This window comes from Aquitalea sp. S1-19 (assembly GCF_024343515.1).
Genome location: NZ_RJTZ01000091.1, coordinates 1 through 11,686, shown reverse-complemented (window position 1 = coordinate 11,686; position 11,686 = coordinate 1). Strand labels below are relative to the sequence as shown.

At 61.4% G+C, this 11,686-nt stretch carries 12 protein-coding genes; 7 read left to right on the top strand and 5 right to left on the bottom strand.

Features of this window, described 5'->3' with window-relative positions:
* The 6 genes from EGI20_RS13260 to EGI20_RS13235 all read left to right on the top strand — a co-directional run.
* Positions 1-268 (top strand): energy transducer TonB (locus tag EGI20_RS13260; protein ID WP_498632037.1); only part of this gene is annotated, 268 nt, incomplete at its 5' end.
* Between the two features lie 154 nt (positions 269-422).
* On the top strand, positions 423-1,589 hold the full coding sequence (locus EGI20_RS13255) for a cell division protein ZipA C-terminal FtsZ-binding domain-containing protein (protein ID WP_498632036.1): 1,167 nt from the start codon (positions 423-425) through the stop codon (positions 1,587-1,589).
* Positions 1,590-1,665: 76 nt separating this feature from the next.
* The gene (ligA, locus tag EGI20_RS13250) at positions 1,666-4,125 is read left to right on the top strand and encodes an NAD-dependent DNA ligase LigA (protein WP_498632034.1); all 2,460 of its coding nucleotides are present in this window, start codon (positions 1,666-1,668) and stop codon (positions 4,123-4,125) included.
* A gap of 140 nt (positions 4,126-4,265) precedes the next feature.
* Positions 4,266-5,135: a UTP--glucose-1-phosphate uridylyltransferase GalU gene (gene galU, locus EGI20_RS13245; RefSeq protein WP_124734668.1), complete on the top strand. Its 870-nt coding sequence runs from the start codon at positions 4,266-4,268 to the stop codon at positions 5,133-5,135.
* A 73-nt stretch (positions 5,136-5,208) separates the two neighbouring features.
* Positions 5,209-5,751 carry a hypoxanthine-guanine phosphoribosyltransferase gene (locus EGI20_RS13240; protein ID WP_124734667.1) on the top strand — a complete coding sequence of 181 codons (543 nt, stop codon included), beginning with the start codon at positions 5,209-5,211 and terminating at the stop codon, positions 5,749-5,751.
* Positions 5,752-5,874: 123 nt separating this feature from the next.
* Positions 5,875-6,645, top strand: a complete 771-nt coding sequence (locus EGI20_RS13235; RefSeq protein WP_498632033.1) for an alpha/beta fold hydrolase — start codon at positions 5,875-5,877, stop codon at positions 6,643-6,645.
* A 21-nt stretch (positions 6,646-6,666) separates the two neighbouring features.
* Here EGI20_RS13235 and EGI20_RS13230 read toward each other — a convergent pair whose 3' ends face one another.
* The 3 genes from EGI20_RS13230 to EGI20_RS13220 are packed head-to-tail and all read right to left on the bottom strand — an operon-like array spanning position 6,667 to position 8,369.
* Positions 6,667-7,341 (bottom strand): GNAT family N-acetyltransferase, encoded by a 675-nt coding sequence (locus tag EGI20_RS13230; protein WP_498632032.1) that lies wholly within the window; start codon positions 7,339-7,341, stop codon positions 6,667-6,669.
* Position 7,342: 1 nt separating this feature from the next.
* A complete protein-coding gene (locus EGI20_RS13225) occupies positions 7,343-7,729 on the bottom strand; it encodes a rhodanese-like domain-containing protein (protein ID WP_498632030.1) in 387 nt (128 codons plus the stop codon).
* A gap of 10 nt (positions 7,730-7,739) precedes the next feature.
* The gene (locus tag EGI20_RS13220; protein WP_498632028.1) at positions 7,740-8,369 is read right to left on the bottom strand and encodes an FMN-binding negative transcriptional regulator; all 630 of its coding nucleotides are present in this window, start codon (positions 8,367-8,369) and stop codon (positions 7,740-7,742) included.
* Positions 8,370-8,460: 91 nt separating this feature from the next.
* Between EGI20_RS13220 and pdxR the strand changes: the two genes are divergently transcribed.
* A complete protein-coding gene (gene pdxR / locus EGI20_RS13215; RefSeq protein ID WP_498632027.1) occupies positions 8,461-9,894 on the top strand; it encodes a MocR-like pyridoxine biosynthesis transcription factor PdxR in 1,434 nt (477 codons plus the stop codon).
* Between the two features lie 57 nt (positions 9,895-9,951).
* Here the strand turns inward: pdxR and EGI20_RS13210 are convergent, their stop codons facing one another.
* Together EGI20_RS13210 and EGI20_RS13205 are read right to left on the bottom strand one after the other, a co-directional pair.
* Positions 9,952-11,277, bottom strand: a complete 1,326-nt coding sequence (locus EGI20_RS13210; protein WP_498632025.1) for a M20/M25/M40 family metallo-hydrolase — start codon at positions 11,275-11,277, stop codon at positions 9,952-9,954.
* A 212-nt stretch (positions 11,278-11,489) separates the two neighbouring features.
* Positions 11,490-11,686: DUF3592 domain-containing protein (locus EGI20_RS13205; protein WP_498632024.1), on the bottom strand; the 197-nt coding region annotated here is incomplete at its 5' end.

Genomic DNA, 11,686 nt, shown 5'->3' with positions numbered 1-11,686 from the left:
GCGCGCGGGCGCGCTGGACAATCCTGCCCCGTCCTATCCGGAACGCTCGCGCGAGCGCGGCGAAGAAGGTCGGGTGGTATTGCGGGTAGAGGTCGGAGCCGATGGCCGCGTACGCGATATCGCTATCTTGCAGAGCAGCGGTTTTCCACGGCTGGATCGCGCGGCGCGCGATGCCGTCGAGCGCTGGCGCTTTACTCCGGCCAGACGCGGCAATAGCGCAGTGGCCGACCGCGTCGATGTGCCCATCCGCTTCCGCCAGACCGATTAACAGGGCTCCGTTGACGGGCGGAAAACACACGCCATGGTCCGCTTATTCGCCACACTTTGCGAGCGCACAAAATCATTAAAAACCAAAGCCGTTTGCATGACGGGCTTTGATATAATATTGTCCCGTCTATTAGCCGTATTGTGGATAAAGCTGAATGAGCGAATTACAGATCGGCTTGCTGATGCTGGGCGGCGCATTTATCGCGCTGGTACTCGGCATTAACTGGTATCAGGAATGGCGCTTCAAAACGAAGACCCGCCAGGCTTTTGCCCGCGAGCACTCCGACGTTTTGCTGGACGTGCCGAAAAATCAGGTGCGCGACGGCGTGGCCAACGATCGTCTCGAGCCGGTGCTGACCACAGCGCTGGATCTGCCGGACTTGCCCGAGCCATCCGGTAATATGGCGTCCCGAAGCGCCGAGGCGCCCGCGCTTGAGCTGCCGGCTGAGCCGCTGCCCGAGCCGGAGGCTATCCGTCTGGATATGCCGACCCCCATGGATGCCGATGACCATCAGGCACTGGTGGTCGCCATGCTGGATCCGTCGCTGGACTTTATTGCCGAAGTGGTTTTCCGTCAGCCTTTCCAGCTGAACGCCCTGCCGCGCTTTGCCGTGGCCAAGCGCGTGCAGCAAATCGGCCGCACCGAGCATGGCCTGTGGAAACAGGCGGAGGCACTGCCTGGCGTGCGTTACAAGCAACTGAATATCGCGCTGCAGTTGGTGGATCGCAGCGGCGCGGTCAATGAACAGGAAATCGCCAGCTTCTGCCAGCAAGTGGCACGCTTTGCCGAAGAAAACGAAGCGGCAGTCAGCTTTCCGCAACGCGCACAAAAACTGGTTGCCGCACGCGAGCTGGATCATTTCTGCGCCGATGTCGACATGCTGATCGGCATCAATATCCTGCCGCGCGCGCCGATCAATGGTGCCGAGTTGCGCAGCTTTGCCGAAGCCTGCGGCCTGCAACTGGAACACGATGGGGCCTTCCACTGCCTGTCCGACTCGGGTAATACCCTATTTTCGCTGACCAGTGCCGACCAGACTCCGTTTTCCGATGCCAGCCTGTCCAGCCAGCGCCTGCCCGGCCTGACGCTATTGTTTGATGTGCCACGCGTAGCCGGTGCAGTCGAGGTGTTCGATCGTGCCGTCGAGTTTGCCCGCGAGCTGGCGGCCGAGTTCGACGCCCAGCTGGTCGACGACAACCGCCGCGCACTTAGCGCACAGGGGCTGGCCCGCATCCGCGAACAACTGGTGCAGATCTACGGCAATATGGACGATAGAGGCATCGCACCGGGCAGCTTCGCCGCCCTGCGCCTGTTTGCCTGACCAGCTCAGACATAAACAACCGATATCAACACCCGCAGCCGGCGCGAATGCCGGCTGTTTGCTTTGGAGCGCAATGATGACCGAGCTTGCCCGCCGCGCAGCCGAACTTGCCGCCTTGCTGAACCGCTACAACTGCGAGTATTACCAGCTGGATACCCCCAGCGTGCCCGATGCCGAATACGACCGCCTGCTGCGCGAGCTCGAAGCACTGGAAGCCGCCCACCCCGAACTGAAAGCCCCCGATTCGCCAACCTTGCGCGTGGGTGCCGCGCCACTGGCGGCTTTTGACAGCGTGCGCCACGACACGCCCATGCTGTCGCTGTCCAATCTGTTTTCCGAAATGGAAGCGCCCGCCTTCGCCGCGCGCCACGCCGAGCTGATCGCCTTTGACGAGCGCATCCGGCGCGAACTTAGCATCAGCACGGCCAGCTACGCCGTCATGCCCAAGTTCGACGGCCTGGCAGTGAGCCTGATTTACCGCGACGGCCTGCTGGTACAAGGCGCCACGCGCGGCGACGGCAGCAGCGGTGAAAACGTTAGCGAAAACATCCGTACCATACGCAGCATTCCCTTGCGCCTGAACACCCCCACCCCGCCTGCCTTGCTGGAGGTGCGCGGCGAGGTACTGATGTTCAAGCAGGACTTTGAACGGTTAAATACCGAGCAGCTGGCACGCGGCGACAAGGCCTTTGTCAATCCGCGCAATGCCGCCGCCGGCAGCTTGCGCCAGCTGGATGCGCGCATCACCGCGCGCCGCCATTTGTCCTTTTTTGCCTACGCCATCGCACAGCTTGACGGTGCAGCGTGGCCGGACAGCCACCAGCACGAGATCGACTATCTGGTCAGCCTGGGCATACCGGCGGTGCCGCCCGAGCTGCGCCCGGTGCTAAGCGGCGTCGAGGCTCTGGCCGGCTATTACGAGGCGATGATTGCACGCCGCGCCAGCCTGCCCTACGACATAGACGGCGTGGTGTACAAGGTCGACAGCCGCTCGCAGCAGGATGCACTGGGCTTTGTTTCGCGCGCACCGCGCTTTGCCGTCGCACACAAGTTTCCGGCCGAAGAAGCGCTGACCACGGTCGAAGCCATCGATGTGCAGGTCGGGCGCACCGGTGCGCTCACACCGGTTGCGCGTCTGGCACCGGTGTTTGTCGGCGGCGTCACCGTCACCAACGCGACCTTGCACAATGAAGACGAGGTGCGGCGCAAGGATGTGCGCGTCGGCGACACCGTTTATGTGCGCCGCGCCGGGGATGTGATTCCGGAAGTGGTATCGGTAGTACTGGCCAAGCGTCCGCAGCAAGAAATCGCCGGCGCCGATCTGTTTAGCCCGGCAAGCGAGCCGTGCTATCCGCCATGGTCGCTGCCGGCACAGTGCCCGGTGTGCGGCTCGCATGTGGTGCGCGAAGAAGGCGAAACCATTGCCCGCTGCGCCGGCGGTTTCGCCTGCCAGGCGCAGCGCATGCAGGCCATCCGCCATTTTGCCGGCCGGCGCATGATGGATATCGAAGGGCTGGGTGAAAAGCATATCGATAATCTGGTCGATCTGGGCTATGTGCACCGGGTGGCCGACCTTTACCGGCTGACGCTGGCCGACCTGCTGGAAATGAAGCGCCGTGCCGATGCGCGCGACAATACGCCCGGCGAGACGGATAGCGCAGTCGTACAACTGGCCATAGGCGAAAGCGGCGACCTGCTGGCTGCAGCTGCAGACAAAACCCCGACCCGCTGGGCGGAAAACCTGCTGTCCGGCATCGCTGCCAGCCGCCGCCCGCCGCTGGCGCGGCTGTTGTTTGCGCTGGGCATCCGCCATGTCGGCGAATCCACCGCCAAGACGCTGGCCGACTATCTGGGCACGCTGGAAACAGTACGCCATGCACCGGCTGCGCTATTGGCTGCACTGCCCGATATCGGCGCCGTAGTGGCCGCCTCGATTGCCGACTTTTTTGCCGAGGCCAATAACGAACACGCCATCGATGATTTGCTGGCCGCCGGCGTCGCCCCGGCCGACGAGCATGCGCCATCGGTCGAACTAGCCGAATTGCTCAGCCCGCAGCGACTGCTGGCACGCTTAGCCATCCCGCGCCTGACCGAGATTCGCGCCGCGCAGTTGCTGGAACAGGTACCCGATCTTGCCGCACTGGCGGCCATGGAGCGGCGCAGCGTGATTGCCCTTACGCTGCCGGCTGAAGTCATCAATGCACTGGCCGATTATCTGGATGCAGACGGCCACCGCGAGCAACTGCGCCAGCTCGCCAGCCAGGCCCAGGCCCTGCTGGCCGCCGTACCGCAACACGGCGCCAGTGCCCGTGCACTGGCCGGCCAGACTTTTGTGCTCACCGGCACCCTGCCCACGCTGTCGCGCGACGAAGCCAAGGCCCTGATAGAAGCGGCCGGCGGCAAGGTGTCCGGCAGCGTCTCGAAAAAAACGCACTATGTGGTGGCGGGAGAGGCTGCCGGCAGCAAGCTGGAAAAAGCGGTCGCACTCGGGGTGACAATACTGGACGAAGCGGCACTACGCGCGCTGCTGGCCTGAACAGCGGGCTGAATTGCCATGCTATAAAAATAGAATACGGCAAGCATCCAAGCTTAGTGGATAAGTACTCCCCGACCGGCGTCAAAGCCAATACAATGCGAGGCGACAAAATGCACAACCACCCTATTTTTGGAGCAGTCATGCAAAAAATTACCAAGGCCGTATTTCCGGTTGCCGGCATGGGCACCCGCTTTTTGCCCGCCACCAAGGCCAGCCCGAAAGAGATGCTGCCGGTGGTCGACAAGCCGCTGATCCAGTATGCGGTGGAAGAAGCCGTAGCCGCCGGCATCACCGAGCTGATTTTCATTACCGGCCGCAATAAACGCTCGATCGAGGATCATTTCGACAAGGCCTACGAGCTGGAAACCGAGCTGGAAAACAAGAACAAGCAAAAGCTCTTGGACATGGTGCAGGGCATTATCCCGCCTACCGTCAGCTGCATTTATATCCGCCAGACCCAGGCGCTGGGTCTGGGTCATGCCGTACTGTGTGCCCGCCCTGCCGTTGGCGACGAGCCCTTTGCTGTGATCCTGGCCGATGATCTGATCGACGGCGAGCCCGGCGCGATGGAGCAGATGGTCAAGGTATTCAACCAGACCCACTCGTCCATCCTCGGCGTTGAAACCGTGCCGCACGAGCAGACCGGTTCCTACGGTATCGTGGAAGTGGCCGAAGACAGCAGGGGGTACCAGCAAGTCACCAGCATCGTGGAAAAGCCGCACCCCGACGTGGCGCCGTCCAATCTCGCCGTGGTCGGCCGCTACATACTCACGCCACGCATTTTCGACAAGCTGGTCAACACCCAAGCCGGTGCCGGTGGCGAAATCCAGCTCACCGACGGCATCGCTGCGCTGATGAAAGACGAAACCGTGCTGGCACTACCGCTACGCGGCACCCGTTACGACTGCGGCTCCAAACTCGGTTACCTCAAGGCCACCGTCAATTACGCCTTGAAACACCATGAGGTCGGCGCTGAATTTGCCGATTACCTCAAGTCGCAAGCACGCTAAACCATTGAGTCCCGTGCGCTGCGCCCACACGGTGCAGCGCACTTTTCTTTGTCCATAAAATAAAGGCCGCCTCATGCCAAACTTTGCCGAAGCCCAAGGCATACTCAACAGTTCCGACATCCTGTTTACCGCAGCCGAAGTCGATGCCGCCGTCGACCGCATGGCGGCCGACATCACCGCCAAACTGGGCAGCGACTATCCGCTGGTACTGTCCGTGATGGGCGGCGCTGTGGTGTTTACCGGCCAGCTCTTGCCGCGCCTGGTGTTCCCGCTGGATTTCGACTACGTCCATGTTTCCCGCTACGGCGACAAGACCCACGGCGGCGAACTGGTATGGCGTACAGCCCCCAAAGAAGACGTGCGTGACCGCGTAGTGCTGGTGCTGGATGACATCCTGGACGAAGGCCACACCATGGCCGCCATCCGCGACAAGGTGATGGAAATGGGCGCCAAGGCCTGCTACAGCGGCGTCTTTGCCAACAAGCTGATTGCCAAGGAAAAGCCTATCGCCGCAGACTTCGTCGGCATCGACGTGCCTGACCGCTATGTATTCGGCTACGGCATGGACGTGCGTGGCATCTGGCGCAATCTGCCGGCCATCCACGCCCTCAAGTAAGACACAATGCGCGCTTGATCAAGCGCGCGGCTGTCAGCACAAGGCCGTCCTGCCGTGACGGCCTTGTCTCTTTTAGCGCGGTTTAAACACCGCACCGCCACTTCTTCAGCAAGACTCCTTACCATGCCCTATGTCCACAACGATACGCTCGCCATCCACTATCAGGTCTGGGGCCAACCCGAGCGGCCTGCGCTGGTACTCGTATTCGGTTTTGGCATGTCGGCACGGGACTGGCTTGATTTTGGCTATATCAACACACTGCAAGCGCATTTTTACCTGATCGCCATCGAAGTGCGCGGCCATGGCGACAGTAGCGCCCCACACCAGTCAGCCGACTATGCACTGTCCGCGATGGCCTCAGATATCGCCGCAGTGCTGGATCAGCTAGCCATCGCACGCGCCACACTGTGGGGCTATTCGCTGGGAGCCAAGATGGTGCTCTCCTATGCCGCCACACACCCCGACAGAGTGGCTGCGCTGGTACTTGGCGGTTGCGAGATGCATGCAGAAGTCGATTTGGACAACGATGTGGTCAGCCAGGCGCTGGCTCAGGGCGGACAGGCCTGGTGCAGCCTATGGCAACAGATGTTTGACGTGCCGGCTCCGCTTGCTGCACGGCTGCAACAAGCCGACACAGCCAGCCTGCTCGCACTCAGACAAGCCGAAGCACGCTGGACGGATCTATCGGATGCACCCGCCAGGCTGGCGATGCCCTGCCTGCTGTATGCGGGTGAGCATTGCTTTTATCGTGCGGCAACGGCCGCGATGGCCGATGCCTTCCCGAATAGCCGCTATCTGCAACGCAGCGGGCGCACGCATTTCGACCTGATGCCGGACAGCACATGGATTTGCCACGAGGTGATCGCCTCGTTTGCCAAACCGGCCATCATCTGACACACAAGGCCATGCGCCACATCAGGACATGTGCCGCGCCGCCAGAGCCCGCCGCTGTCGGCCCTGCGCATCGAAATTCTCCGGCAACAAATAGTCGTTGAATGCCTGCTGCACTGCCGGCCACTCGCCATCCAGCAGCGAGAACCAAGCCGTATCGCGATTGCGGCCGTCCGGCCTGACCCGCGCCTGACGGAAGGTGCCCTCATAGCTGAAGCCCAGACGCAAGGCAGCCTCACGCGAAGGCGCATTCAGCGCATCGCATTTCCATTCACAACGGCGGTAGCCCAGCGCAAAAGCGTGCTGCAGCAGCAAGAACAACGCTTCGCTCGCCACGCGGCTGCGTTGCAGGCGCGGCGAAAAATGTATCCAGCCCATTTCGATCACGCCATTGGGCGCATCGATGCGCAGATAGCTGACGATGCCCTGCGCCTGGCCACTATCGTCGACAATGGCAAAAAACAACGGGTCAGTACTGCTTTCGTCGGCGCGCATTTTTGCCATGAAATCCGTCAGGCTGTCCGGCCGGCCGCCAAGATAAGTCCAGCCCGCCGCATCGCCGGCCAGCGCCGCATACAGCGCCTCGACCCGGCAATAACGCCCGTTAAGCGTGATTTTTTGTGGCAATGGTGCGCCCTGCCAGCCGGGAACCGGCAGCCCCAGCGGCTGCCCCAGTGCATTGCGTTCGAAATTCTCCATCTCAGCCTCCGCATCCGCAATCGATACTCTGCCCTGCTGTCGCGGTGGTCGCGTAGCCGTCGCGCTTCCACCAGTCAATACCGCCCAATAGCTCCTTGACCCTGAAACCCAGTCGAGACAGGGCCAGTGCGGTTTTGGTCGAGGCATTGCAGCCTATGCCGTCACAGAAGCTCACCAGCAGCACATCGCGCGGCAGATCACGCGTGCTCTCGGGATTGATGCTGCGATGTGGCAGGTTGATAGCCCCCGGCAGCGTCTCGGCAGCAAATGCCGCCGGCGCGCGCCCGTCTATCAGCTGCACCGCCTCGCCATTTTGCAACTGGGTGAACACGTCGTAGCTGTCGGTCTCGAACTCGAGTTTTGCCGCATAGAAATCGCTTTGCTGCATCTGGCTCTCCTTATTCTGCTTCGAATTCATCATCGCTCATCGCCCTTGCCATGAGCTGCGCCTGTGGCAGCGGGCTCTGCGCCAGCGCGGCACGGATACTGGCACGGTTTTCAGCACTCTGGTTCTGGCTAAGCTTGAATTTACCCTCGAGCTGCCCGATTTCCAGTTCTATCCCGATCACGGCAGCGCTGAGCTTGCGGATAAATCCGGCCGGCGCATCCTCAAGTGTCCAGGGCTGCGCCAAGTCCGCCTCCTGCGCATGGGTCAGCGACGCCATTTGCCGCAGCAGCCAGCTCTCGTCATCAATCAGGCGCAAGCGTCCTTGCACCTGCACTTCCATATAGTTCCAGGTCGGCACCACCTTGCCGTCCACCTGCTTGCTGGCCAGAAAGGAAGGCGACACATAAGCCTGCGGCCCGTGAAAAATCGCCAGCGCGTCGGACGTACCCTCCCGGCACAAGGGATTGCTGCGGGCAATATGGCCTTGCAGCACACCCGCTTCGGCATCCAGCCACAAGGGCAGCGCATCGGCGACCAGCCCTTGCGGCGTATGCCTGACCAGCGTCGCAAGGGGATAAGCCCGCATCAAGGCATGCATGGCGTCGCGGTCCGCCACGGAAAAAGCTGAAGGAATGTACATCGGGATCACCCATGACTTTTCAATGACATCATGGTAAAAGCGGAACTGGCCTAACGTAAGAGCCAATTGCATGCCCACAGGGAGAACCACTTTGAGTGCCGACTGGATCAGCGAAGCACTGGCGGCGATACCGACTCCGCGCCCGCGACTGGATATATTGCTGCGCAACTGGATAAGCAGCGGCCGCCTGGTGAGTGGCAGCCGCCTGCCGGCCAGCCGTACGCTGGCAAGCAGTCTGGGCATCGCCCGAAATACGGTAGTAGCGGCCTATGAACAGCTGGTCGCTGAAGGCTATCTGGAAAGCCGCCAAGGCAGCGGCACCTACGTAGCCCCGCTGGTATTTAGCAATGCCCCGGCGATTGCACTGCAGCCAGGCGCCGGGCTGTCGGCACGAGGCACACAACTGGTGGCCGACAGCCGCTTGCCGGTCGGATTGATCGGTGCCTTTGCGCCGGGCGTACCGGAGATACGCCGCTTTCCGCATGCCAGCTGGCAGGCGCTGCAAAACCGCTATCAACGTCTGGCCTCGCCCGAGATGCTGCATTACCGCAATGATGGCGGCTACCGCCCCTTGCGCGAAGCCCTGGCCGATTATCTCAATCTGGCACGTGGCGTGCGCTGCGATGCCGACCAGATCATCGTGACCCAGGGCGCGCAAAGTGCACTGGAACTCAGTGCGCGCCTGCTGTGCGATCAGGGAGACTATGCATGGATGGAGGAGCCGGGCTACCCCGGTGCCCAATCAGCCTTGCAGGCCGCAGGGCTTTCCTTGCTGCCGGTCCCTGTCGATGAGGCGGGGCTGGCGCCCGAGCGTGCGCCAACCGGTGCAATACCCAAACTGATCTACCTGACGCCCTCGCACCAGTATCCGCAGGGGGCCGTGATGCCGCTGGCGCGGCGGCTGGATATTCTTGCCCGCGCAAAACAGATGGGAAGCTGGATCGTGGAGGATGACTACGACAGCGAGTTCCGCTACAGCAGCGCGCCGATTCCGGCCTTGCAGGGCATGGCCGAGCAGCAGAATGTGATCTATGTCGGCACCTTCAGCAAGGTCATGTACCCCGGTTTGCGCCTGGGCTATATGGTCGTGCCTGGCGCACTGGTCGATGCCTTTCGCTGTGCCAATGCCCGCCTCTACCGTGAAGGCCATTACCCGCTGCAGGCGGCACTGGCAGGATTCATCGGCAGCGGCCAGTTCGCCCGCCACATCCGCCGCATGCGCGAGCTATACGCGCACCGCCAGTTGCTGCTGCGCAGCGTCTTGCAGCACACGCTGGGCGATGCGCTGCCGCTGTCGCGCGGAGAAGCCGGCATGCATCTGGTGGCCCGTTTGCCGGATGGATTTGACGAATTGGCGCTCAGCAGCACTGCCGCACGCGAAGGCCTATGGCTGCGGCCACTGGCCCGCCACTATCTGGCTGCGCCGACGGCCAGCGGGCTGGTGCTGGGCTATGCCGGCGTAGAGGATAGCGCCTTGCAGCAGGCGGCGCTGCGCCTGAGCCAGTTACTGGAACAGCGCTTATAAGCCGGCGCAAAAAGGGCGCCACGCGGGCGCCCTATGCGACACATGCCAAAACCAGCCTTATTTGGCCTTCAGGCCCTTGTTCGCGACTTCATCCAGCAGCAGAATCATGCTGACCGTGCGTGGCGCGAAGGTCTTGAGATCAACTGTTTCCTTGTCCAGATCGTGCTCGTAGTCGGTCTCTACGCCCAGACCATCAATGGTCGGGATGTGTTTGGAAGTAAAGTTGCCAATGGTCACGCCGCCACCGGACCATTCAACCACATTGGCACCGTATTGCTGCTTGACGATCTTCTTGTACGAATCGACCAGAGCCGCGGCTGCCGGGGTTTTCTCCATGGCAGGCAGATAGGAGAACGGGCCCTTCACTTCGACCTTGGTGCCACCCACAGCAGGAGTAGCGGCGATCTTGGCGATGGCAGCCTGAATCTTCTTCAGGTCTTCCGCCTTATAGCCACGGATATCCAGCTTGGCGCTGGCGGCCGCCGGTACGCTATTGCGCTTGGTGTTCGGGGTTTCGATCACGCCTACATTGATAGTCAGCTCGGGAATGAACTGACCATGGTCGGCGAGGCCGCGCTTGGCCAGGCCTTGCGGCGTGAACTGGGACGGATCTTTCGGCAGCGGGCTGGCCAGCTTCATGATGCGGGTAATCTGGTTGGCCAGTTCGACCGTGGCGCTGGCCGAGGACTGTGGAGAGTTGCCGGCATGGCCGGTCGTGCCCTTGACGCTGATATCGAAGTTGGCCGCCCACTTGCGCTGCGTGGTCAGACCCCAGCCCGGACGGGCGGTATCCACCGACAGGGTCAGATCGGCCTGCTTGGCCAGCTCGTCAAGGATCTGCTCTTCCAGATCGGAACCGACTTCTTCTTCGGCATCAAAGTAGAAAATCATCTCGCCGTAGTTCTTGTAACCCAGCTTTTCCATCGCTTGTGCGAAGTGCAGCAACTGGGCGACCGAAGCCTTGCTGTCGCCTGCGCCCGGGCCTTGCGACAGGCCGGTCTTGGCATCATAGCTGTATGGTTTCTTGGCCAGGCTGCCCTTGGGCTGCACGGTATCGGTGTGCCCCAGAATCAGCACGCGCTGCTGGCCTTCACCCTTCTTGCGCAGGATGACATGGGTGCCGGCGTCGTTTTCGCGGTACTCGGCTTTGTAACCCAGAGGCTCGAAGCGGGCTTTGAGCCAGTCGGCCATCTGCCGGCTACCCGCCTTGTCGCCGGTGGGCGATTCAATCTCGGTAATGGCCTTGTGGTCCTGCAAATAAGACGGGATCTGTCCATCGACCACCGACTTCACCTTGGCAGGGTCGAGCGGAGCAGCAAAGGCAGACATCGAGAAAGCAGCGAGACAGGCAGCGGTAAGCGGGGCAATACGGCGAAACGACATGAAAGCACTCCATCCAGCCATTTAGGGAGCGCTTACTTTACGCCGCCACCACCGATAATTAAATACTTATCTAATAATTTATTATTGATATTGGCGATTGATTGATTAATATCAAATAGTAATATTGCACGGTACACACAGACCTGCACATCGGTCTGAGACATAAAAAAGCGGCGCACTCTAAAGTACGCCGCCTTGCCGATACGCCGGTTTCAAATGATGCCCAGCAACAAACCCGCCCCTGCCACTACAAACAGCAAGGTCAGCGCCAACCCTACCCATACCGTCCAGTGCCGCCCGGCCTCGAGGCAGGCTTGTGCGGGCTGTGCCGGATTGACGTAAACCCTGACCTGGCTGCCCGCCGGATACTTGGCCACTCTGGCCTCGGCACCGGAAGCACTCTGCTGGT

Bases quoted from the DNA above. Each gene is read 5' to 3' on its own strand.
- EGI20_RS13255 (WP_498632036.1), top strand. From the start codon at position 423: ATGAGCGAATTACAGATCGGCTTGCTGATGCTGGGCGGCGCATTTATC.
- ligA (WP_498632034.1), top strand. From the start codon at position 1,666: ATGACCGAGCTTGCCCGCCGCGCAGCCGAACTTGCCGCCTTGCTGAAC.
- galU (WP_124734668.1), top strand. From the start codon at position 4,266: ATGCAAAAAATTACCAAGGCCGTATTTCCGGTTGCCGGCATGGGCACC.
- EGI20_RS13240 (WP_124734667.1), top strand. From the start codon at position 5,209: ATGCCAAACTTTGCCGAAGCCCAAGGCATACTCAACAGTTCCGACATC.
- EGI20_RS13235 (WP_498632033.1), top strand. From the start codon at position 5,875: ATGCCCTATGTCCACAACGATACGCTCGCCATCCACTATCAGGTCTGG.
- EGI20_RS13230 (WP_498632032.1), bottom strand. From the start codon at position 7,341: ATGGAGAATTTCGAACGCAATGCACTGGGGCAGCCGCTGGGGCTGCCG.
- EGI20_RS13225 (WP_498632030.1), bottom strand. From the start codon at position 7,729: ATGCAGCAAAGCGATTTCTATGCGGCAAAACTCGAGTTCGAGACCGAC.
- EGI20_RS13220 (WP_498632028.1), bottom strand. From the start codon at position 8,369: ATGTACATTCCTTCAGCTTTTTCCGTGGCGGACCGCGACGCCATGCAT.
- EGI20_RS13210 (WP_498632025.1), bottom strand. From the start codon at position 11,277: ATGTCGTTTCGCCGTATTGCCCCGCTTACCGCTGCCTGTCTCGCTGCT.